Origin of the sequence: Candidatus Brevundimonas phytovorans, assembly GCA_029203145.1 — a bacterium.
GTDB classification, from domain to species: domain Bacteria; phylum Pseudomonadota; class Alphaproteobacteria; order Caulobacterales; family Caulobacteraceae; genus Brevundimonas; species Brevundimonas phytovorans.
Map to the genome: position 1 here is coordinate 385,842 of CP119309.1, position 20,769 is coordinate 406,610.

The window sequence follows — 20,769 nt, forward strand, 5'->3', positions numbered from 1 at the left end:
CGCCGAATCTGTATTCAGGAGGGGTCCATGCGTATTCTGGTGGTCGAGGACGACGCCGAGGCGGCGACGGCGATGGTGCGCGGCCTGAGCGAGGCCGGGCACGAGGTCACGCACGCCGTAGACGGCGCCTTCGGCCTGCTGGAATCGCAGAAGGGCGGCTACGACGTCTATGTCGTGGATCGGATGATGCCGCGTCTGGACGGCGTCGGCATGGTCGAGACGGTGAGGAAGGGCGGCGATCAGACGCCGGTCCTGTTCCTGTCGGCGCTCGGCGAAGTCGAGGACCGGGTCACGGGCCTGAAGGCCGGCGCCGACGACTATCTGGTCAAGCCCTATGCCTTCGCCGAACTGATCGCCCGGGTTGAGGCCCTGGCGCGCCGTCGCGAGACGGGCGGGGTGCAGACCGTGCTCAAGGTCGGCGATCTGGAAATGAACCTGATCGCCCGCACCGTGCATCGCGGCGCCGCCGAGATCGACCTGCAGCCGCGCGAGTTCCAGCTGCTGGAGTTCCTGATGCGCCACGCCGGCCAGTCGGTGACGCGCACCATGCTGCTGGAGAAGGTGTGGGAATACCACTTCGACCCGCAGACCAATGTCATCGACGTCCACATCAGCCGCCTGCGCTCCAAGATCGACAAGGGCTTTGATCGGGCCATGCTGCAAACCGTGCGCGGCGCGGGGTACCGGCTGGAGGCTTAGGGCCAGACTTTCTCCCTCCCCTTCATGGGGAGGGTGGTTTTTATCCTCCCCCGTTTACGGGGGAGGGGGACCGCGCGAAGCGGGGTGGAAGGGGCGACCACAGACGCCCCGCTTGGGATTTGATGCATGGGCGGCGCAAAGAGGGCAGAGGACGCGGACGCAGCCGCCCCCTCCACCGCTTTGCGGTCCCCCTCCCCCGTTAACGGGGGAGGATTAGAAGGGTGCGACCACCCGCCCCATGAAGGGGGGGGAGAAAGAGGATGAAACTGCCTTCCCTCTTTCGGCGGACGCCGTTTCGGCTGACGCTGCTGTTTCTGGCGCTGTTCGTGGCGACGGCCAGCGCGGTGCTGGCCTATGTCTATGTGGCCTCGGCGTCGGAGGCGCGGGCGCGCGCCGAGGCGGGGGTGCGGGCCGAGGTCGAGGCCCTGACGGCGGTTTACCGCACGCGCGGCGTGAATGCCCTGAACCAGGCCCTGGTGGACCGGACGCTGCGGGGCGGGTCCTACCTCTATCTGTTGATGGACAAGGACCGGAAGACGATCACCGGCAATATCTCGACCTCGCCGCTGGAGCCGGGGGCGGCGGTGCAGGGGGGGCGCTGGGACGACTTCCGCCTGACCGACACCGACGAGGAAGGCCGCGTCCGCAAGCGTCAGGCCATTGGCGTCGAGATGCCGCTGGCGGGCGGCGAGCAGTTGTTCGTCGGCGAGGACATCGGCGACATCGAAGCCTATCTGGCGCGCCTGACCCAGGCCCTGTGGGGGGCCATGATCATGGTCCTGATCCTCGGCATCGGCGGCGGTCTGGTCATCAGCCGCCGGGTCGAGAAGTCGATGAGCGGGCTGAACCGCGTGGTCATGGCGGTGCAGGAGGGCGACCTGAAGGTGCGCGCCCCCGTCACCCATTCCGGCGACGAACTGGACGAACTGGGCCAGGGGCTGAACACCATGCTGGACCGGCTGGAGGCCTCGATGGCCTCGATCCGTCACGCCGGGGACGCCATCGCCCACGACCTGCGTTCGCCGCTGACGCGGATGCGGGCCAAGCTGGAGGTGGCGCTGATGGACGCCGACGCGGGCAAGGTGTCGGGGGTTGACGCCCTGGGCGTGGCGCTGGACGAGGCGGATGTCCTGCTGAAGACCTTCAACACGGTTCTGGCCATCGCCCGGCTGCAGGCGGGCGGGGCGCCCGATCCCAAGGTGTTCGACGCCGCTGAATTGGCCACTGACATGGCCGAGCTCTACGAACCCTCGGGCGAGGACAAGGGGCTGGAGTTCTCTTCCGAGATCGAGAAAGGGCTGATGATCGAGGGCAACCAGCCCTTCCTGGCGCAGGCGCTCGCCAACATCATCGACAACGCCATCAAGTACACGCCGTCGGGCGGGGCGGTGAAGTTCCGCGCGCGGCGGCGGTCGTCGGGCGAGATCGAGTTTTCCGTCACCGACACCGGGCCGGGCGTGCCGGACGAGGACCGCGAGCGGGTGCTGCAACGCTTTGTCCGGCTGGATAACAGCCGTACCGAGGCGGGGTCCGGTCTGGGTCTGTCGCTGGTGACGGCGGTGGCCGAGGCCCACGGCGGGCGGGTGCAGCTGGATGAGGGGCCGGGGGCCTATGGCGGGCAGGGACCGGGGCTGCGGGTGGCCCTGGTCCTGCCCCCAGCCAGTGGGACGGCGACCTGATGAGCGACACGCTGGGGTCGAGGCTGAAGCCGTGCGGGCCGGTGCGCCATGCGGAGGCGGCGGGCCGCATCCATGAGCGGCTGGTCGAGGCGGCGGAGGCGAACGGCTGGCGCGCGACGCTGGACGGGGCCTGGGGCGCGCTGGAGCCTGTGTTTGCGGCCTCGCCCTATCTGGCCGGGCTGGCGCGGCGCTGGCCCGAGCGGCTGCGACAGATTCTGGAGACGGCGCCCGAGACGCGGCTGGCTGAAATCCTGGCGGCGACCGAGGCCATCGACGGCCCGGCGGACGAGGCCAGGGCGCCGCTGCGCTGGCTGAAGGCGGAACTGCATCTGCTGACGGCCCTGTCGGACCTCGGCGGGGTTTGGGATCTGGAGGCGGTGACGGGCGCCCTGTCGCGCTTCGCCGACGCCACGGCCCAGGCGGCGCTGCGCTGTCTGGCCCACGACCAGAGGCGGCGCGGCAAGCTGATCTCGGCGGCGGATGATCCGCGCGGGCCGGTGCCCGGCCTCTTCGTCCTGGCCATGGGCAAGGGCGGGGCGTTCGAGCTCAACTATTCCTCGGACATCGACCTGTCGCTCTTCTTCGAGCCGGAGGCGCTGGCCAGCGCCCTGGGCGAGGGCGTGGAGGCGCAGAGCTTCGTCAACCGGCTGGCGCAGGGTCTGGCCAGTCTGCTGAGCGAGCGGACGGCGGACGGCTATGTCTTCCGCGTCGACCTGAGGCTGCGGCCCGACCCGTCCTCGACCCCGCCGGTGGTGGCGGCGCCCATGGCCCTGGCCTACTACGAATCCGTCGGCCAGAACTGGGAGCGGGCGGCCTTCATCAAGGCGCGGGTCTGCGCCGGGGACATGGGCGAGGGGGCGGACTTCCTGAAGGCCCTGGTCCCCTTCGTCTGGCGCCGCAGTCTGGACTATCAGGCCGTGCTCGACATTCAGTCGATCAAGAAACAGATCCATGTCCACAAGACCGGCGAGGGGCTGGACGCGGCGGGCGCCAATCTGAAGCTGGGGCGCGGCGGCATCCGCGAGATCGAGTTCTACGTCCAGACCCAGCAACTGATCCTCGGCGGACGCGACAAGGGGCTGCGCTCCTCGCGGACGCTGGAGGCGCTGGACGCCCTGACCGAGCGCGGCCATGTCTCGGTCGAGGCGCGCGACGAACTGGCGGCGGCCTATGTCGAGTTGCGAGGGCTGGAACACCGGGTGCAGATGCTGGCCGACGAGCAGAGCCACGTCCTGCCGGTCGATCCCGAGCGCCGGGCCGATGTGGCGGCCTTGGACGGGGCCAGCGATCTGGCGGCCTTTGACGCGCGGGTCGAGGCCCTGCTGGTCGGGGTCAACCAACGCTATGGCGAGCTGTTCGAGGGCGGCGAGGAGCTGTCGTCCCCCTACGGCAGTCTGGTCTTCACCGGGGTCGAGAATGATCCGGGGACGCTGGAGACCCTGAAGCGCATGGGCTTTTCCGAGCCCGCGACCGTGTCGGACACGATCCGCAGCTGGCACCACGGGCGCATCCCGGCGACGCGGACGGCGCGGGGGCGCGAGCTGTTCACGCGCCTGGCCCCGCAACTGCTGACGGCGGTGGCCAAGACGGGGGCGCCGGATGCGGCTTTTCGGCGGTTCGCGGTTTTCTTTTCCGGCCTGAGCGCCGGGGTTCAGGTGCAGGCCCTGTTCCTGAACCAGCCGAAGCTGTTCGATCTGGTGGTCGGGGTCATGGCCTTCGCGCCGCGTCTGGCGCGGGCCCTGGGCCGTCAGCCGCAGGCTCTGGACGGCATTCTGGACGCCCGCTTCCTGACGGCGCTGGGCACCGACACGGGTCTGGCCGACCAGGTGGTGCGCGAGGCGCATGAGGCCGGCGACTTCGAAGGCGCCATGAACGCCGTGCGCCGCCTGCACCGGGAGCAGACCTTCCGCATCGGCATGCATGTCGTCACCGGGCGGACCACGGCGGAGCAAGCCGGGCTGACCAATACCTCGCTGGCCGACGCCTGCATGAGGGGTCTGGCGCCGGCGGCTCTGGCCGAGGCCGAGCGGATGGGCGGGGCGTTCGAGGGCGCGGTGGCCGTGGTGGCCCTGGGCAAGGCCGGGTCGCGCGAGATGACGGCGGGGTCGGACCTGGACCTGATGACGGTCTATGCCGCGGCCCCCGAGGCGGTCTCGGCGGGCAAGGGCTGGAGCGCGGATCTGTTCTACGGCCGCTTCACCCAGAGGTTCATCGCCGCCCTGTCGGCGCACACCGCTGAGGGCGGGCTCTATGAGGTGGACATGCGCCTGCGGCCCACCGGGTCCAAGGGGCCTGTGTCGGTTCGGCTGGAGGCGCTGGACGACTATTACGCCACCGAGGCCGAGACCTGGGAGTTCATGGCCCTGACGCGCGGGCGGCTGGTCTGGGCCAGCGACGAGGCCTTCGGTGTGCGGGTCGAGGCGACGCTGGAGGCGGCGCTGCGGCGGCCGCGTCCCGGCGTGGACGTGGCGCGTGACGTGCGGGCGATGCGCGACCTGATGGACCGCGAGCGGCGGCCCAAGGGCTTCTGGGACCTGAAGCTGTCGGCAGGGGCGCAGGTCGACGCCGAGTTCGTGGCCCAGTACCGCCAGCTTTGCGCGGCGGCGGCGGGCGAGCCGCTGACCGTGTCGACGCTGGAGGCGCTGAAGGACGATCCGGTCCTGGCCGACAGCTGGCGCACGCATCAGCAACTGGGGCAGTTGATGGCCTGCGCCTTTGAGGACAAGGGCGACCCGGACGCGGAGCCGGCGGGCTTCCAGCAGCGGTTGGCGGCGACGGTGGGGGCCGCGGACTTCGAGACGCTGAAGGCGCAGTTGATCGATCTGCGGCTGCGGGCGCGGCGGGCCTTTGAGGCGGCGCTGCCGGTGGTGGTGGACTCCGGTCGCGACGGAAACTGATCCGGGCGGCGTTTGATCTCTCGACAGGGATGTTTTCGGGCCAAGGCCCGTGGAGACCATCGAGATGAACAAGACCCTTGGCGGCGTGGCCGCTATCGCCTTTTTGACGGTGTTCGGCGGCGTGGCTGCGGCCCAGACGGCTGCGCCGCAACGTTCGGCGCGCGCCACGGCTCAGCCGGTGACGCAGGCGGACTTTGTGGCGCGCCGGGTGGAGCGTCTGCGCGCCGCCGACGCCAACCGTGACGGCACGGTCACGGCGGAGGAAATGCGCGCCGCCGGTCAGGCCAAGCGCGCCGAGCGCCGCACCGCCATGTTCGACCGTCTGGACGCGAACAAGGACGGCGCCATCAGCCGCGCCGAGTTCGAGGCGCCGCGCGCCGACGGCCAGCGTGCCGGTCGCGGCGAGCGCGGCCCGCGTGCTGAACACGCCGGTCGCGGTCATCGCGGCGGGATGCATCGCGGCGCCCAGCGCATGGGTCGCAACGGCGAAGGCCGGTTCCCCATCGTGATCGCCGAGGCCGAGCAGAAGGCGACCGACGCCTTCACGCGGCTGGATGCGAACCGTGACGGGACGCTGACCGGCGAAGAGCGTCGCGCAGGGATGCAGGCGCGGCGCGCCGAGATGCGCGAGAAGCGTCAGGAGCGGCGTCAGTCGGCCCCTGCGGCGTCGCCTTCGACGCCCGCTTCGGAGTAAGGAAGATGTCGGGGAAGGCGGTGCAGCCGTCGGCCCGTTTCGTGAACGGCGAAAGAGGCTGGATTGGCGAAGACCGCCGACCCCGACGAGGAACTGGTGCGGCGCGTGGGTCAGGGCGACCCCGCGGCGATCCAGGCCATGGTTGCCAGGAAGCTGCCGCGCATGCTGATGCTGGCGCAGCGGATGCTGGGCGATGCGACGGAGGCTGAGGACGTGGCGCAGGAGGCGATGCTGAGAGCCTGGCGTCAGGCGCCGCGCTGGACGCCGGGTCAGGCCAAGTTCGACACCTGGCTGCACCGGGTGGGGCTGAACCTCTGCTATGATCGGCTGCGACGACGGCGCGAGATCGCGACGGAGGCGCCGCCCGACCGGCCTGATGACGGGCCGGCGCCGGACCGGGGCCTGCTGGCCATGGAAACCGGGGCGCGGGTCGAGGCGGCCTTGGCGAAGTTGCCCGAGCGGCAGCGCGAGGCCATCGTCCTGTGTCACTATCAGGAACTGGGAAATATCGAGGCGGCGGAGCTGATGAAGGTCAGCGTCGAGGCCCTGGAGAGCCTGCTGTCGCGTGGACGGCGGGCCTTGCGGACGGCGCTGGCCGATATGGCGCCGAATGCGGCAAGAGCGGCGAATGGGTAAGGCGGGGGCTGGAACCATGACGATGACGTACGAGCGTTTTGAACATCTGGCCGACGCCTATGGCGGCGACCTGCGGCGCTGGCCCGAGGGCGAGCGTGAGGCGGCGCGCGCCCTGCTGGCGAGGGACCCGCGCGCGGCGGGCCTGCTGGCCGAGGCCGACGGGCTGGACGCCCTGCTGGACGCCGCGCCGCGACCGGCGGCGTCGCACGCTCTGCGCGAAGCGGTCATCGCCAGCGCCGCAGGGGCGGGGCTGAAGGCGCGTCGTCGCGGGGCCATCGGGCCTCTGGCCTGGCTGTCGGGCGCCGGTTGGGCGGCGGCGGCCTGCGCCGGGGTGGTGTTCGGGGTCAACCTGACCAGCCATTTGACCGCCGACGTCCAGGCGGACGCGGTGCTTTATCAAGCCAGTCTGACCAGTGCGGACGACACGGAGGTTCTGGGCGGATGACGTCGCGCAGTTTGAAGATCGCCCTGGCCGTGTCGGTCGCCCTGAACATCTTCGCCCTGGCGGCGGGGGGCGCCGTCTGGGTGGCCCGCGACAAGGTCGAGCAAGGCGTCGCCGAGGCGCAGAAGCCGGGACGCAGCCAGCCGGTCTGGGACGTGGTCGAGCGGATGGACCCGGCGGTGCGCGATCAGGTCAAGGCGCAACTGCGGGCCTCGGCCATGCAGGCGCGGCCCGACTTCGAGGAGGCGCGGGCGGCGCGGCGCGAGGCCATCGCCCTGACCGAGGGGGAGAGGTTTGACCCGGTGGCGGTCGCGGCCCTGCTGGAACGCTCGCGGGCCTCGGAGGCACGCGGTCGTTCGCGGCTGGAGACCGGGGCGGTCGCAACCTTGAGCCAGTTGAGCCCCGCCGACCGCAAGGCCCTGGCCCCCATCCTGTCGCGCCACAAGCCGAAGCGGGAGGCGCGCAAGCCCGAGAAGGCCGAGAAGCCGGTCGCGCCTGTGGTGGCGGCGCCGGCAGAGGCGCCGGTCCGCCCGTAATCTTGTCCGTCACCCCGGACGGCCGTCGGGCTGATCCGGGATCCAGGCGTAGGCAGCAGGGCTGAGCACCAAAACCGGATGCTGAAAGCTGCAATGGGTGGAAAGCGGACATCCGTATCAGCCTTGGCTCACCCGTTTCTCGATGAGCCCGCTTCCAAAAACGAGCATTCTGGGCAGTGTGGCTAGGTCAGTATCCGACGCAGGCCCCAAGTGTGTGTCTTGAAGCCACACCTCGCCACCGGATGTCCTCTTGCTCATAGCGCGCTCTTCATCGGAAACCGACTGATGCGCGACAACGACCCAGCGTCCTTTACGGATCGGATCCACTGCGGTGTAGATCAACTCTTGGAAGCCTTTGAGATCTGCTGATCGCGCCGCTTCCACCGAGAGGAAGCGAGTTGATAGCAACCTAATCAGGATCATGTCCTTGAAGTATTTTGATACGAATAGAATTTTCGCGACACCAACCATACTAGCGGTTGGAATAGCGATGACATCCCCCTCAGACACCTTTCTCAAGATTACTCCTCCAAGGCAGCCAGACCCGACTTCTATATGCAACTGATAGACATCCGATTTGATGTCCGCAAAGGGTCGATTGGCGATCTTGGGCGTCAGTTGCAAGGCGGACGTTCAGCGCGGGCAATCTGCGCTCGTTCCTGGCGATGTTCAGGCAAGCGTCGCCGCCTGGATCCCGGATCTTCAGCTCGCGGAGCGAGCCAGCGTTCGGGATGACGGAAGGGTATGCTCACGCCGCTTGCGACTGAACCCGCTGGACGGGGGCGCCGGCGGGGGCCATGGCGCCTTCGGGGGCGTGGATGGGGAGGTCGAACCAGACGGTGGTGCCGTGGCCGGGTTCGCTTTCGATGGTCATCTGGCCGCGATGCAGTTCGATCAGGGACTTGGTGAGGGCGAGGCCCAGGCCGGTGCCTTGCGTGGTCTTGGAGTGCTGGCCCTCGACCTGTTCGAAGGGCTGGGCCAGGCGGTCCAGGTCGGCGGCGTTGATGCCGATGCCGGTGTCGGTGACGGAGACGCGGACATGGTCGGCGTCCTGGGCCGCGACGGTGACGGTGACGGCGCCGCCCTCGGGCGTGAACTTCACCGCGTTGGAGATCAGGTTCAGCAGCACCTGTTTCAGGCCGCGATGGTCGGCTTCGATCTGAATCGCGTCGGGGGCGACCAGGCCGAGTGTCAGGCCGGACTCCATCGCCTTGCCGCGCATCAGGCGGATGGCGTCGTTGCACAGGCCGTTCAGCGACACGGGCTCATAGTGCAGGGTCAGCTTGCCGGCCTCGATCTTGGCCATGTCGAGGATGTCGTTGATCAGGCTGAGCAGGTGCTGGCCCGACTGGTGGATGTCGGCGGCGTAGCCCTTGTAGCGGCGGTCGCCGAGGGGGCCGAACATCTCGCCGGCCATGATCTCGGAGAAGCCGTTGATGGCGTTCAGCGGGGTGCGCAGTTCGTGGCTCATGTTGGCCAGGAACTCGGACTTGGCCTGGTTGGCGGCCTCGGCGCGGGTCATGGCGACCTCGTACTTGCGAGCCAGCAGCGACAGCTTGGCCTCGCGGTCCTCCAGTGCGGCGACCATGCCGCGCAGTTCGTCGGCGGCGCGGCGGCGCTCGGCCTCCTGACGGCGGATGACGGTGATGTCCGCGGCGATGACCACGGTGCCGCCGTCGCCGGTGAAGCGTTCGGCCATCTGCAGCCAGCGACCGTCCTTCAGCTCGACCTCGCGCACGCCCGCGCGACCGCTGGCGGAGGGGTGCTCGGCCTTGATGGCTTCGGCGGCGATCTGATTGAGGGCGTCCTTCTGGGCGCCGCGCACGACCACGCCGGGGGGGAAGGCGAAGGCGTCCTGGAAGGCCTGGTTCCACAGGATCAGCCGGCCCTTGCGGTCGAACAGGACGAAGGCGTCCGAGACGCTTTCGATGCCGTCGCGCAGACGGTTCTCGGCGGCCTGGGCCTGGGCCTTGGAGCGGCGGGCCTCGGTGATGTCCAGCGCCACGCCCAGCAGGCTGGTGAAGCCGGCGTCGCGACGCGGCTGGCGCGACTGGCCGCGCGCGTCGATCCAGCGGATGCCGCCGCCCTTCAGCGGCACGGGGAAGGTGACGTCGAAGACGCCGTCGGCGGCGGCCCTGTCGAGGGCGTCCACCAGGGTTTCGCGATAGCGGGGATGGACCTTCTCGATCAGGGCCTGGGTGGTCAGGGCCAGGCCGGGCTCGACCTCCAGCATGGCGGCCATGTAGTCGGACAGGACCACCTCGCCGCGCGCCAGATCCCATTCCCAGACGCCGCAGCGGGCGGCCTCGACAGCGACGCGGAAGCGGCGCTCGGTGTCGGCCCACTGACGGCCGGCGCGCGTCTGACGCCAGTTCTGCACCGCCAGCACGGCCAGCATCAGCAGGACCAGCAGCAGGGGGGCGGCCAGCATCCAGGCGTCATCCAGCCAGGCGGACAGGCCGCCAGTAGCGGGCATGGCGGCGACGACGGCGTGGCCGGAGGCGCCGACAGGGGCGGCGGCGCGCAGTTGCAGCCGTCCGTCGGCGTCCTTGACCGGGCGGATGGCGCCGGCCTCAGCCTCGGACGGCGCCTGCCCGGCGGCGACGACGGTGAGGCTGGCGCCGTCCAGTTCGGCCTTGATCGCGGGCAGGGGGGTGCGGGCGACGACGGCGCGTCCGTCCTTGAGCGGGCGGCGGATCAGAAGGGCGTCGTCGTGCAGGGCGTAGGCGGAAGAGGACCGGCTCGAGGCCTCGGTCTTGCCGCCGACGGCGGCCAGGACCTGTCCGGCCGCATCGGTGATGACGAAGCTGGCCTGGGGCGCGACGACGCGGGCGCGGTCCAGGGCCTCGATGGCCTGGGCCGGATGCTCGGCCAGGTCGCGGGCGACCAGGTTCAGGGCGCTGTCGGTCAGGGCGAGGCGAGCGGCCACCTGGCCGGCGGCGCGCCGGGCGTCCAGCCGGAGGGCCTCGACCCGGACGGCGTCGGCTTCGCGCTGGGGGCGGCTGTCGTCGCGGATGACCAGCAGGGCGTAGGCGGTGATGACGAGGGCGGCGGCGAGCAGCAGGGCGCGCACCCACGGCAGGTGGCCGCGCGTGGTCTGGTCCGAGGCCCGACGGCCCGGCTGATAGCTGCGGCGCTCCTTGCCCTGCAAGCCGACCCTCTCATCCTGAAACAGCAGGCGAGAATCTAGGCTGCGTCGCGGATTCCTGTCGAGGCCCGGCGTGGCGGTGGTTTCACCTTAGGGGCGAGTAGATGCAGGAAAGACTCAGGCGGCGTCTTCGGCGACGACGGTCTGCGCGCGCGAGGCGTCGCCGGGCGCGGCCAGGGCGTCGGTGATCTGGCGCAGGATGTCGCGGGCGCGACGGGCCAGATGCAGGCTTTCCGGGGGGGCGTCGTCGGGGGCCTCAGACACTGTTTCGATCAGCTCGCGGGCCAGGTCCATCAGGTCGGGCGCGGCGGCGATCAGGCGCGACTGGAACTCGATCCGCTCAGGATCGCGGTCATACTCGGCGCCCGGCACGCGCCAGCCGCCCCAGTCGGCCTTGTCGGTCACGACCACCGGATAGGAGCCGGGGAAGGGGTGGTGGGCGCAGTCGGCCGGTTCCTGCCACTTGTTGCGGGCGCGCAGGATGCGCCAGTCGCCGAGGACGGTGGCGGCGGCGTCCTCAGTCGGCAGTTGCAGTTCGGCGGCCTGGAATTCGCGGCCCAGCCCGACCTCGTAGGTGATGCGGACGGGCTCATCGAAGCCCTTGGCCCAGACAGGCAGGACCTTTTCGATCTGCGCCCAGGCGCCGACGCTCTCGACCCAGACCTTCTGGCCCTTCTGGAACTGTGCGCGCGCCATGCCGAAATCTCCCCTGCGAAGGGGCAGCATGGCGCGCCAGCCGTTATCGTCGGGTTCCGTCTCGTGGTTAGCGAGCGGTAAAGGCGGTTCAGGACGAGCGCGAAATCTCTTCCAGGGCCTCGCCGGCGTATTTTTCCTTCACCCGCGTCGACAGGTCGCCCAGAGAGACGACGCCGACCAGGCGGCCGTCCTTGTCCACGACGGGCAGGCGGCGCACCTGACGCGAGCTCATCAGATCCAGCGCGACCTTGAGGTCGTCGTCGGCGCGGACGACGAGGGCGTCGCGGCTGAGGAACTCGACCACGCGGGCGTTGGGCGCGGCGCCTGCCGCCACGGCGCGGACGGTGATGTCGCGGTCGGTGATGGCCCCGACCAGATTGTCGCCGTCGGCGACGGGGATGAAGCCGAAATCGCCCGCCGCCATGCGGGCGGCGACTTCTTGCAGGGTGTCGTTGGGACGGGCCACCTGCACGTCCTTGCTCATCACGTCGCGGATTTTCATGGGCATCTCCAGCCGGTTCGGATCTGGCCCTTGGAACCCCTCGGCCGGGGGCTGGTTCCGGCGCGGGGCGAACGAGGCTCGCCATCGCGACGGTTCGTGCCCACAATGGCGGCTCAGGTTTGAGGCAAGGGTGAGCGATGGCCGAGGCGACGACGGGACTGGATCTGGGCCATGTGGCGGCTCTGCTGGCGGCGGGGGTCGTGGCGGTGCCGGTCTTTCGCAAGATCGGGCTCGGCTCGGTGCTGGGCTATCTGGCGGCCGGGGCGGCCATTGGCCCGTTCGGCCTGGCCCTGTTCCGTGAGCCCGAGGTCATCCTGCACGTCGCCGAGTTCGGCGTGGTCATCTTCCTGTTCATCATCGGTCTGGAGATGCGGCCCAAGCGCCTGTGGGGGATGAGGAACGAGATCTTCGGCCTGGGCGCGGCCCAGGTCGGGCTGGCGGGTCTGGCGTTGACGCTGACGGCCATGGCGGCAGGGGTGTCGGCGCCGGTGGCCTTCGTCGGGGCCATGGGCTTCGTCATGTCGTCCACCGCCGTCATCGTGCAGATGCTGGAAGAACGCGGCGACCTGCCGACGCCGCAGGGGCAGAGGGCGGTCAGCATCCTGCTGTTCGAGGACCTGGCCATCGTGCCGTTGCTGGCCATTGTCGCCATTCTGGCGGCCTCGGTCGGGACGGCGAGTGAGAGCGCCACGCCCCTGTGGCAGACCATTGGCCTGGCGGTCGCGGCGGTGGCCGGGGTGCTGGTCATCGGGCGTTATGCGATCAATCCGGCCTTCCGTTTCCTGGCCCGGAACGGCGGGCGCGAGGTAATGACGGCGGCGGCCCTGCTGGTGGTCGCGGGCACGGCCTGGATCATGAACGAGGTCGGCCTGTCGATGGCCATGGGCGCCTTCCTGGCCGGGGTGCTTTTGTCGGACTCGACCTTCCGGCATCAGTTGGAGGCGGACGTGGAGCCGTTCCGCGCCATCCTGCTGGGATTGTTCTTCCTGTCGGTCGGGATGGCGCTGGACATCGGGGTGGTGATTGCCGACTGGCGCATCGTCGTGGCGGGTCTGCTGGCCTTCATGCTGGTCAAGGCCCTGGTCATCTATGTCGTGGCGCGGCTGTTCAAGGCGCGCCACCATGAGGCGATCGAGCGGGCGGCCTTGTTCGCGCAGGGCGGCGAGTTCGCCTTTGTCCTCTATGGCGCGGCGGCGGCGGGCGGGGTGATCGACGGTCAGGCCAGCGCGGCCCTGACGGCCATCGTCATCCTGTCCATGGCCCTGACGCCGCTGACCACCCTGGCGATGAAGCGCTGGTTGCCCAAGGAGGCGGGTCTGTCGCCGGAAGAGGCCGAGGGCGTCGATGCCGCCGAGGGCCTGCGCGGTCAGGTGCTGATCATTGGCTTCGGCCGCTTCGCCCAGGTGGTGTCGCAGCCCCTGCTGGCGCGCGACGTGGACGTGTCGATCATCGAGAACGACGTGGAGATGATCCAGGCGGCGGGCAACTTCGGCTTCAAGGTCTATTACGGCGACGGCACGCGGCTGGACACGCTGCGGGCCTCGGGCGCGGGCAAGGCCGAGGCGGTGCTGGTCTGCGTCGACAAACCCGAGGCTGCCGACCGCATCGTGCAACTGGTCAAGTCCGAGTTCCCGGGCGTGAAGCTGTTCGTGCGCGCCTTTGACCGGGGGCATTCGCTGCGCCTGATCGAGGCAGGCGTCGACTATCACATCCGCGAAACCTTTGAATCGGCGCTGAAGTTCGGCGAGGCCGTGCTGGTCGATCTGGGCGTGTCGGAAGACGAGGCGGCGGACACGGTGGCCGAGGTGCGCCGTCGCGACGCCGCGCGACTGGACCTGCAACTGACGGGCGGACTGACGGCCGGGCGGTCGCTGATGCGGGGCAACGCGGTGACGCCGCAGCCCGAGCCCTACATCAAGCCGACCCGTGAAGGGCGGCTGGTCAACGAGAGCGAGGCCCCGCCCGAGGCGGTGATCGAGCACGAGGCGGATTGAGGCCATGCCGAGCGTCGACCTGGCCAAGCGGGCCTATGATCATGGCTGGCGGCTGGACCCCATCGTCCGCAGCCTGCTGGACACCGACTTCTACAAGCTGCTGATGTTGCAGCTGATCTGGCGTCGGCATCGCGACGTGCCGGTGACGTTCAGCGTCATCAACCGGACGACCAGCGTGCGTCTGGCCGAGGAGGTGGACGAGGCGGAGCTGCGGGCGCAGCTGGATCATGCGCGAACGCTGCGCTTCACCAACCGCGAGCTGATCTGGCTGGGCGGCAACACCTTCTATGGGGTGAAGTCGATCTTCACGCCCGACTTCCTGGCCTGGCTGGCGGACTATCGGCTGCCTGACTACGACCTGTCGCGCGGGGCGGACGGGCAGTTTCGGCTGGAGTTCTCGGGCGCTTGGGCCGAGGTGACGCTGTGGGAAATCCCGGCCCTGGCCATCCTCAACGAGCTGCGCAGCCGCCGGGCCCTGTGGCGGCTGGGGCGGTTCGAGCTGGACGTCCTCTATGCGCGGGCCAAGACCCGGCTGTGGGGCAAGGTCGAGCGGTTGCGGCGGCTTGAGCCGCTGTCGATCTCGGACTTCGGCACGCGGCGGCGGCATGGATTTCTGTGGCAGGGCTGGTGCGTCGAGGCGCTGAAGGAGGGGCTGGGGAGCGCCTTCATCGGCACTTCCAACGTTCTGCTGGCCATGAACAATGATCTGGAGGCGGTGGGCACCAATGGGCACGAGCTGCCGATGGTGCTGGCGGCCCTGGCGGGGGACGACGACGCGGCCTTGCGTCGGGCGCCCTATCAGGTGCTGGAGGAGTGGCGGGCCACCTATGACGGCAATCTGCTGGTCGCCCTGCCGGACGCCTTCGGCACAAGGGCGTTTCTGGCCGATGCGCCCGACTGGCTGGCCGACTGGAAGGGGTTCCGGCCCGATTCCGCGCCGCCGATCGAGGGCGGGGAGGAGATCCTGGCCTGGTGGGCGGCGCAGGGGCGTGATCCGCGCGAGCGGCTGCTGGTCTTCGCCGACGGCATGGACGTGGATACGATCGAGGCGACCCACGCCCACTTCAAGGGGCGGGTGCGGACCAGCTTTGGCTGGGGCACCAATCTGACCAACGACTTCCGCGACTGCGCCCCGGCGCCCATGCCGGAGCTGACGCCCATCTCCCTGGTCTGCAAGGTGACGCGGGCGGGCGGGCGCTCTGCGGTCAAGCTGTCGGACAATGTCGAGAAGGCCACCGGCGAGCGGGCCGAGATCCAACGCTATCTGCGGGTCTTCGGCGAGGCGGGGCGAGGGCGGCAGGCGGTCACGGTCTGAAGGGGAACCGGGGCGCCTGACAGGGCATTTCGCCAGAGGCGACGGTCGGCGTCGTCTCAGCCACGAAGGCGCGTCATGACCACCTATAACGTCGGATACATCATCGGCAGCCTGGCCAAGGCGTCGATCAACCGCAAGCTGGCCAAGGCCCTGATCAAGGTCGCGCCGGAGAAGCTGAAGTTCCACGAGATCTCGTTCGCGGACCTGCCTCTCTATTCCTACGACTACGACGCCGACTATCCGGCCGCAGCCAATGACTTCAAGGCGGCGATCAAGGGCTCGGACGCCATCCTGTTCGTGACGCCGGAATACAACCGCTCCATCCCCGGCGGGCTGAAGAACGCCATCGACTGGGCCAGCCGCCCCTATGGAACCAACAGCTTCGCCAACAAGCCGACGGCGGTGATCGGGACCTCGCCGGGCGCCATCGGCACGGCGGTCGGCCAGCAGGTGCTGCGGCCCATCCTGGGCTTCCTGCAGGCGCCGCAGATGAATGCGCCCGAGGCCTATATCCAGTTCAAGCCGGGCCTGATCGACGACGACGGCAATGTCAGCGTGCCGGAGACCGAGCAGTTCCTGCGCGACTATATGGAGGCCTTCCACCAGTTCATGGCGCGGGTGCTGACCGTCTTGCCGCGAGACGCCTGATCCAGCAGGGGCGCGGGACCGTATTCGGGGGCTAGACCCCAGTCAGGACCGTCGCTTGTCATCCTCTCCGCCCGTCATCCTCTGGTTCCGCCGCGACCTTCGGCTGGCCGACAATCCGGCCCTGCATCAGGCAATGGCGACCGGGCGGCGCGTGCTGCCCGTCTATGTCTGGGACGAGCGGCTGGAGGGGCGGGCCATTGGAGCGGCCTCGCGCTGGTGGCTGGACAAGAGCTTGCGGGCGCTGGATGCGGCGCTGAAGGCGCGCGGCGGGCGGCTGATCCTGCGGCGCGGCGATGCTGAGGCCGAGTTGCATCGCCTGATCGCCGAGACCGGGGCGGATCAGGTCTTCATGAACCGACTGTTCGAGCCCGAGGCCTTCGCCCGCGACGCCGACATCGCCCATGGGCTGAAGGTGGAAGGCGTCGAGTGCCGAGGCTTCAACGCCGCTCTGATGTGCCGACCAGGCGGGGTGCTGAACGGGTCAGGTCAGGCCTACAAGGTGTTTACGCCCTTCCTGAAGGCCCTGCTGAGCGCCGCCGAGGCTCCGGCGGGGCTGGACGCGCCTGAGGCGATCACGATTCCGGACGGGGTGACGAGCGAGACGATCGAGAGCTGGGGTCTGCATCCGGTCCGGCCCGACTGGTCCGCCGGCTTTGTCGGGACGCCGGGCGAGGCGGGGGCGAGGGCGGCGTTGGACGCCTTTGTGGCGGGAGGCCTGAAGACCTACGCCACGGATCGCGACCGGCCGGATCGGGCCGGGACCAGCGGTCTGGCGGCGCATCTGCACTGGGGCGAGATCGGTCCGTGGCGGGCGATCCAGACGGCGCGGGCGGCGGCGGCCGAGGGTCGGGTTCCGGCGGCGGAGGCGGAGAAGTTCGTCGCCGAGATCGGCTGGCGCGAGTTCTCGGCCCACCTGCTGCACCACTTCCCCACCTTGCCCGAGCGAGCCTTCCGGCCCGAGTATGACGCCATGCCGTGGCGCGACGATCCGGCGGGGCTGGCGGCGTGGAAGGCAGGGCGGACGGGCTATCCTCTGGTCGACGCCGGGATGCGCCAGCTGTGGGCGACGGGGACCATGCACAACCGGGTGCGGATGGTGGCGGCCTCCTTCCTGATCAAGCACCTGCTGATCGACTGGCGCGAAGGCGAGGCCTGGTTCTGGGACTGTCTGACCGACGCCGACCTGGCCAGCAATGTGCAGAACTGGCAGTGGGTGGCAGGGTCGGGGGCGGACGCAGCCCCCTATTTCCGCGTCTTCAACCCGGTGGTTCAGGGCGAGAAGTTCGATCCGACGGGCCGCTATGTGCGGCATTGGGTTCCCGAGGTGTCGCGCCTGCCGGATCGCTGGATCCACGCGCCGTGGACGGCGCCGCCTATGGTGCTGAGCGAGGCAGGCGTGCGGCTGGGCGCGACCTATCCCCGGCCCATCGTCGATCATGTCGAGGGCCGCGAGCGGGCGCTGGCGGCGCTGAAGACGGTCAGCGCCAGTCGTGGCGACTAGTCCAGCGACCAGACGCGCGAGCGTTTGACCTCCTGATCCTCCAACTCGCGGGTGGTGGGGACGGTGTATTCCGCCAGCAGGGTCAGGCCGGACTTGGGGAAGTAGGTGCGGCCCGGATCGCCGACGATGACGCGCGTGCCATTGGCTTGCGCCTGTTTCAGCCAGGTCAGGACCGCCTCGGCCATCGGCTTTTCATAGAAGACGTCGCCGGCGCAGATCAGGTCGGCGGGCGGGGGCGGGGCGTCGAGCAGATTGGCGTCGGTGAAGGCGATCTCGACGCCGTTGGAGCGGGCGTTGGCGGCCACGGCGGCGGCGCAGAAGGGGTCGATGTCGGCAGCCAGAACGGAGGCGGCGCCCGCCTTCATCGCCGCGACGGCGACCAGGCCGGAGCCGGTGGCCAGGTCGATGACGCGCTTGCCCACGATTTCGGTCGGGTGGTCCAGCAGCCAGCGGGCCAGGGCTTGCCCGCCTGCCCAGGCGAAGGCCCAGAAGGGCGGGGGCAGGCCCATGGCGCCCAGCTCTTCCTCGGTCAGGCGCCACAGGGGCGTGATCTCGTCCGCCAGCCACAGTGAAATCTCCGGCGCGTGCGGCACGGATTGCAGCCGGGTGTTGGCGGCGATGAAGTCGGGGGCGTTGGCGGGGGTCAGGCGCATGGGCGGTGTCTAGGGCAGAAGAGCGTTCGGCGCGAGGCGAGATTCAAGGTCAGGCGCGCCTGACGAAAAGTCAGGTTGACATGACATGAGCGCGATGTAAGGTAGTCCTTACATTCAGTCAGGAGCGCCTTCCAATGTTGACGATGGGCAAGCAGAGCAACACCCCCGCCGGCCGACGCTATGTGGTCCGCACCATGGCCTTCATGGGCGGCTATGTCGCTGTCATGCTGGCGACCATCGGCGGGGCCTTTGACGCCATCCAGGGCAAGCCCGCCGCCTGGGTCCTGGCCCTGGCGGTTTCGGCGCCGATCGCCGGGCAGATCTGGGCGACCCTGAGCTTCATGCGCGACTCAGACGAATATGTGCGGGCGGTGACGGCCAAGCAGTTCATCGTCTCGGCGGGCGTGGCCATGACGCTGTTCAGCGCCTGGGGCTTTGGCGAGAGCTTTGCCGGGGCGCCGCACGCCGAGGGCTGGCTGATCTATCCGCTGTTCTGGGCCATCTTCGGCTGCGTCGCGCCCATGCTGCGGTCGTCGAACTGATGAAGAACAGGCTGAAACTGCTGCGCGTCGAGCGCAACTGGACCCAGGAACAGCTGGGTCAGGCGCTGGGGGTCTCGCGTCAGGCCGTCAACGCCCTGGAGACCGAGAAGCACGACCCCTCGCTGGACCTCGCCTACCGCATCGCCGCCCTGTTCGCGCGGCCGGTGGAAGAGGTGTTCGAGAACCCGCACGCCTGACGCTTTTGTCAGCTTAACCTTACAAGGATATCGCCATGCTGCATCACCGTCTGAACGGGCGTTCGACCCTGCGCGCCCTCCTGCTGGCCTCGGTCGTCGCCCTGGCCGCCGGCAACGTCTTCTCGACCGCTCATGCCGAACCGGCGCGCGCCGAAGCGCCCGCCTTCGTTTCGGACCGGCTGTCGGTCGAGGTGATCGGCCAGGGGCCGGACGTCATCCTGATCCCCGGCTTCGCCTCCTCGCGCGAGGTGTGGCGACCGTTGGCGCAGCGGCTGGCGGCGACGCACCGGGTGCATCTGGTTCAACTGGCGGGGTTTGCCGGCGAGCCGTGGAGCCATGGCGACGGCGCCTTTGTTCAGCCGGCGGTGGATGAGCTGGCCCGTTACGCCAAGACGCTGAACAAGCCGGCGGTCATCGGTCATTCCATGGGCGGACTGGCTGGACTGATGCTGGCGCAGCAGCACCCGGAGGCGGTCGGGCGAGTGATGAGCGTCGACAGCCTGCCCTTCTTCAGCGCCATGTTCGGGCCGACGGCGACGGTCGAGGGGGCCAGGCCCTTCGCCGATCAGGCGGCGGCGGCGATCCTCGGCGCCGACGCGGCGGACTTCCGCCAGCAGCAGGAACAGACGGCGGTCGGCCTGATGAAGACGGAAGGCGCGCGTCCGGCCATGGTCGACTGGTCGATGGCCTCTGACCGTCACGCCATGGCCTCGGCCATGCGCGAGGTGATGACGACGGACGCGCGGCCCGGTCTGGCGGCGATGACGACGCCGGTCTGGGCGGTCTATGCGGCGGACGCGAACGGCGGGGCGCCGGCGGCGCTGGCCGACGCGGTCTGGGAACGTGAGTATGCGGCCCTGCCGGGGGTGAAGCTGGTGCGCGTGGACGACAGCCGCCACTTCATCATGACGGATCAGCCGGAGCGGCTGGACGGGCTGGTGGATGCGTTTCTGGCGGATTGAGGTTTGAGCGATCCTCCCCTGCGGAGCGGGGGAGGGGGACCGCCGCAGGCGGTGGAGGGGGCGAGCGATGGGCGCCGCCCTCCTGTTCTCTGACCGCCAGCCTGTTTTCCGCCCCCTCCACCGCCTGCGGCGGTCCCCCTCCCCCGTGAACGGGGGAGGATCAGGGACGTGTGCCAACTCTTACTTCGGGCGCAGGTCGTTGGTGACGTCGCCGGTCTTCAGCGGTTGGCCGCCGAACTCGGCGGCGTAGGCAGGGGCCAGCAGGGTCTGGAAGGCCGAGGCGGGCAGGGTCAGGTAGTAGGCGCCTTCGACGTAGGGACCGACGGCATAGGCGTCGAGCAGGAAGGTCAGGCCGCCGGCCTTGCCCGCCGCATCGCCGGGGGCGAGGACGATGGCGAGGTCCTTCAGCTTCGGGCAGGACCAGGTGTCGCCGCCGACCTTGACCGGGGTGGCGCCGGGGCGGGCCTTCTTGGCGGTGTTGACGGCGGCGCACAGGGCGCGTTCCAGCGACGATAGGTCGGCGCCCTTGGCGAAGAGGTCGTCGGGGGTTATGCGGCGCTTCTCGGTCTTGTCCCACAGCAGGGCCGTGGCCACCGTGTTCGGGTGGGCGCCGCCCGAGTAGTCGAAATCGGTGCGCATGGCGCTGAACAGGCGGCCGGTCTGGACCGGATCGCCATAGACGATGGTCTTCTCATAGGGGCCCATGGCGCTTTCGCCGCCGGCCTCGGTGCGGTCGGCCTGGGCGCCCTCGGCGTACTTGGCCAGGTCGGCGACTTCCTGACGATAGAGGGCGGCGTAGAGTTCGGGCTGGGTCTTGATGGCCTCGGGCAGGGTCAGGCTGGTCTTGGCGTAGGGGGTGGCGCTCTCGTATTTCAGCGGGCCTTCCGCCGAGGCGGCTGCGGCGGGCTTCGGTGCCTCCGCCGTCTTCTTCTCGGCGCGCTGGCACGCGGCGAGCGAGGCCGCGACGGCGACGGTGACGAGAAGAATGCGAGCGGAACGCGAGGGGATCATGCCGGACTCCTTAGGCG

Annotated in this window: 20 protein-coding genes; 14 read left to right on the top strand and 6 right to left on the bottom strand. The window is 69.6% G+C overall.

The window, feature by feature from the left end; translation table 11 throughout:
• Nucleotides 1–27: 27 nt before the first annotated feature.
• The 7 genes from P0Y52_01880 to P0Y52_01910 all read left to right on the top strand — a co-directional run bounded on the left by P0Y52_01880 (nucleotide 28) and on the right by P0Y52_01910 (nucleotide 7,583).
• The gene (locus tag P0Y52_01880; protein WEK58312.1) at nucleotides 28–699 is read left to right on the top strand and encodes a response regulator transcription factor; all 672 of its coding nucleotides are present in this window, start codon (nucleotides 28–30) and stop codon (nucleotides 697–699) included.
• Nucleotides 700–959: 260 nt separating this feature from the next.
• Entirely contained in the window at nucleotides 960–2,378 is a 1,419-nt protein-coding gene (locus P0Y52_01885) for an ATP-binding protein (GenBank protein WEK58313.1), read from the top strand.
• The gene (locus P0Y52_01890) at nucleotides 2,378–5,275 is read left to right on the top strand and encodes a bifunctional [glutamine synthetase] adenylyltransferase/[glutamine synthetase]-adenylyl-L-tyrosine phosphorylase (protein ID WEK58314.1); all 2,898 of its coding nucleotides are present in this window, start codon (nucleotides 2,378–2,380) and stop codon (nucleotides 5,273–5,275) included. The genes P0Y52_01885 and P0Y52_01890 overlap by 1 nt, the downstream gene beginning before the upstream one ends.
• A gap of 64 nt (nucleotides 5,276–5,339) precedes the next feature.
• Nucleotides 5,340–5,969, top strand: coding sequence for an EF-hand domain-containing protein (locus P0Y52_01895; GenBank protein ID WEK58315.1), 630 nt, complete (start codon nucleotides 5,340–5,342; stop codon nucleotides 5,967–5,969).
• Between the two features lie 63 nt (nucleotides 5,970–6,032).
• Nucleotides 6,033–6,605: an RNA polymerase sigma factor gene (locus P0Y52_01900; protein WEK58316.1), complete on the top strand. Its 573-nt coding sequence runs from the start codon at nucleotides 6,033–6,035 to the stop codon at nucleotides 6,603–6,605.
• A 16-nt stretch (nucleotides 6,606–6,621) separates the two neighbouring features.
• Entirely contained in the window at nucleotides 6,622–7,050 is a 429-nt protein-coding gene (locus tag P0Y52_01905) for a hypothetical protein (GenBank protein ID WEK58317.1), read from the top strand.
• Complete coding sequence (locus P0Y52_01910; GenBank protein ID WEK58318.1) at nucleotides 7,047–7,583, top strand: periplasmic heavy metal sensor; 537 nt, start codon at nucleotides 7,047–7,049, stop codon at nucleotides 7,581–7,583. Before P0Y52_01905 ends, P0Y52_01910 begins: the two co-directional genes overlap by 4 nt.
• Before the next feature lie 117 nt (nucleotides 7,584–7,700).
• Here the strand turns inward: P0Y52_01910 and P0Y52_01915 are convergent, their stop codons facing one another.
• From P0Y52_01915 to P0Y52_01930, 4 genes are all read right to left on the bottom strand, one after another.
• Nucleotides 7,701–8,207, bottom strand: coding sequence for a hypothetical protein (locus tag P0Y52_01915; GenBank protein WEK58319.1), 507 nt, complete (start codon nucleotides 8,205–8,207; stop codon nucleotides 7,701–7,703).
• A gap of 124 nt (nucleotides 8,208–8,331) precedes the next feature.
• The gene (locus tag P0Y52_01920) at nucleotides 8,332–10,734 is read right to left on the bottom strand and encodes an ATP-binding protein (GenBank protein ID WEK58320.1); all 2,403 of its coding nucleotides are present in this window, start codon (nucleotides 10,732–10,734) and stop codon (nucleotides 8,332–8,334) included.
• Nucleotides 10,735–10,848: 114 nt separating this feature from the next.
• Nucleotides 10,849–11,427, bottom strand: a complete 579-nt coding sequence (locus P0Y52_01925) for a hypothetical protein (protein ID WEK58321.1) — start codon at nucleotides 11,425–11,427, stop codon at nucleotides 10,849–10,851.
• An 88-nt stretch (nucleotides 11,428–11,515) separates the two neighbouring features.
• Nucleotides 11,516–11,929, bottom strand: coding sequence for a CBS domain-containing protein (locus P0Y52_01930; protein WEK58322.1), 414 nt, complete (start codon nucleotides 11,927–11,929; stop codon nucleotides 11,516–11,518).
• A gap of 137 nt (nucleotides 11,930–12,066) precedes the next feature.
• On the opposite strand from P0Y52_01930, the gene P0Y52_01935 reads away from it, so the two are divergent.
• From P0Y52_01935 to P0Y52_01950, 4 genes are all read left to right on the top strand, one after another.
• Nucleotides 12,067–13,923 carry a monovalent cation:proton antiporter-2 (CPA2) family protein gene (locus tag P0Y52_01935; GenBank protein WEK58323.1) on the top strand — a complete coding sequence of 619 codons (1,857 nt, stop codon included), beginning with the start codon at nucleotides 12,067–12,069 and terminating at the stop codon, nucleotides 13,921–13,923.
• Nucleotides 13,924–13,927: 4 nt separating this feature from the next.
• Nucleotides 13,928–15,238 (top strand): nicotinate phosphoribosyltransferase, encoded by a 1,311-nt coding sequence (locus P0Y52_01940; GenBank protein WEK58324.1) that lies wholly within the window; start codon nucleotides 13,928–13,930, stop codon nucleotides 15,236–15,238.
• Nucleotides 15,239–15,313: 75 nt separating this feature from the next.
• Nucleotides 15,314–15,886 (top strand): NAD(P)H-dependent oxidoreductase, encoded by a 573-nt coding sequence (locus tag P0Y52_01945; GenBank protein WEK58325.1) that lies wholly within the window; start codon nucleotides 15,314–15,316, stop codon nucleotides 15,884–15,886.
• A 55-nt stretch (nucleotides 15,887–15,941) separates the two neighbouring features.
• Nucleotides 15,942–17,387 carry a deoxyribodipyrimidine photo-lyase gene (locus P0Y52_01950; GenBank protein ID WEK58326.1) on the top strand — a complete coding sequence of 482 codons (1,446 nt, stop codon included), beginning with the start codon at nucleotides 15,942–15,944 and terminating at the stop codon, nucleotides 17,385–17,387.
• On the opposite strand, the gene P0Y52_01955 is transcribed toward P0Y52_01950, so the two are convergent.
• Nucleotides 17,384–18,040, bottom strand: a complete 657-nt coding sequence (locus P0Y52_01955; protein ID WEK58327.1) for a methyltransferase — start codon at nucleotides 18,038–18,040, stop codon at nucleotides 17,384–17,386. The genes P0Y52_01950 and P0Y52_01955 overlap by 4 nt on opposite strands.
• Nucleotides 18,041–18,174: 134 nt before the next feature.
• On the opposite strand from P0Y52_01955, the gene P0Y52_01960 reads away from it, so the two are divergent.
• The 3 genes from P0Y52_01960 to P0Y52_01970 are packed head-to-tail and all read left to right on the top strand — an operon-like array spanning nucleotide 18,175 to nucleotide 19,741.
• Nucleotides 18,175–18,582 carry a hypothetical protein gene (locus P0Y52_01960; GenBank protein ID WEK58328.1) on the top strand — a complete coding sequence of 136 codons (408 nt, stop codon included), beginning with the start codon at nucleotides 18,175–18,177 and terminating at the stop codon, nucleotides 18,580–18,582.
• Nucleotides 18,582–18,779: a helix-turn-helix transcriptional regulator gene (locus P0Y52_01965; protein ID WEK58329.1), complete on the top strand. Its 198-nt coding sequence runs from the start codon at nucleotides 18,582–18,584 to the stop codon at nucleotides 18,777–18,779. The genes P0Y52_01960 and P0Y52_01965 overlap by 1 nt, the downstream gene beginning before the upstream one ends.
• 35 nt (nucleotides 18,780–18,814) lie before the next feature.
• The gene (locus tag P0Y52_01970; protein WEK58330.1) at nucleotides 18,815–19,741 is read left to right on the top strand and encodes an alpha/beta hydrolase; all 927 of its coding nucleotides are present in this window, start codon (nucleotides 18,815–18,817) and stop codon (nucleotides 19,739–19,741) included.
• Between the two features lie 180 nt (nucleotides 19,742–19,921).
• Here the strand turns inward: P0Y52_01970 and P0Y52_01975 are convergent, their stop codons facing one another.
• On the bottom strand, nucleotides 19,922–20,752 hold the full coding sequence (locus P0Y52_01975) for an RsiV family protein (protein ID WEK58331.1): 831 nt from the start codon (nucleotides 20,750–20,752) through the stop codon (nucleotides 19,922–19,924).
• Nucleotides 20,753–20,769: the final 17 nt, after the last annotated feature.

Coding starts and splice junctions, on each gene's coding strand:
- P0Y52_01880 (WEK58312.1), top strand. CDS start 28: ATGCGTATTCTGGTGGTCGAGGACGACGCCGAGGCGGCGACGGCGATG.
- P0Y52_01885 (WEK58313.1), top strand. CDS start 960: ATGAAACTGCCTTCCCTCTTTCGGCGGACGCCGTTTCGGCTGACGCTG.
- P0Y52_01890 (WEK58314.1), top strand. CDS start 2,378: ATGAGCGACACGCTGGGGTCGAGGCTGAAGCCGTGCGGGCCGGTGCGC.
- P0Y52_01895 (WEK58315.1), top strand. CDS start 5,340: ATGAACAAGACCCTTGGCGGCGTGGCCGCTATCGCCTTTTTGACGGTG.
- P0Y52_01905 (WEK58317.1), top strand. CDS start 6,622: ATGACGATGACGTACGAGCGTTTTGAACATCTGGCCGACGCCTATGGC.
- P0Y52_01910 (WEK58318.1), top strand. CDS start 7,047: ATGACGTCGCGCAGTTTGAAGATCGCCCTGGCCGTGTCGGTCGCCCTG.
- P0Y52_01925 (WEK58321.1), bottom strand. CDS start 11,427: ATGGCGCGCGCACAGTTCCAGAAGGGCCAGAAGGTCTGGGTCGAGAGC.
- P0Y52_01930 (WEK58322.1), bottom strand. CDS start 11,929: ATGAAAATCCGCGACGTGATGAGCAAGGACGTGCAGGTGGCCCGTCCC.
- P0Y52_01935 (WEK58323.1), top strand. CDS start 12,067: ATGGCCGAGGCGACGACGGGACTGGATCTGGGCCATGTGGCGGCTCTG.
- P0Y52_01940 (WEK58324.1), top strand. CDS start 13,928: ATGCCGAGCGTCGACCTGGCCAAGCGGGCCTATGATCATGGCTGGCGG.
- P0Y52_01945 (WEK58325.1), top strand. CDS start 15,314: ATGACCACCTATAACGTCGGATACATCATCGGCAGCCTGGCCAAGGCG.
- P0Y52_01955 (WEK58327.1), bottom strand. CDS start 18,040: ATGCGCCTGACCCCCGCCAACGCCCCCGACTTCATCGCCGCCAACACC.
- P0Y52_01960 (WEK58328.1), top strand. CDS start 18,175: ATGTTGACGATGGGCAAGCAGAGCAACACCCCCGCCGGCCGACGCTAT.
- P0Y52_01965 (WEK58329.1), top strand. CDS start 18,582: ATGAAGAACAGGCTGAAACTGCTGCGCGTCGAGCGCAACTGGACCCAG.
- P0Y52_01970 (WEK58330.1), top strand. CDS start 18,815: ATGCTGCATCACCGTCTGAACGGGCGTTCGACCCTGCGCGCCCTCCTG.
- P0Y52_01975 (WEK58331.1), bottom strand. CDS start 20,752: ATGATCCCCTCGCGTTCCGCTCGCATTCTTCTCGTCACCGTCGCCGTC.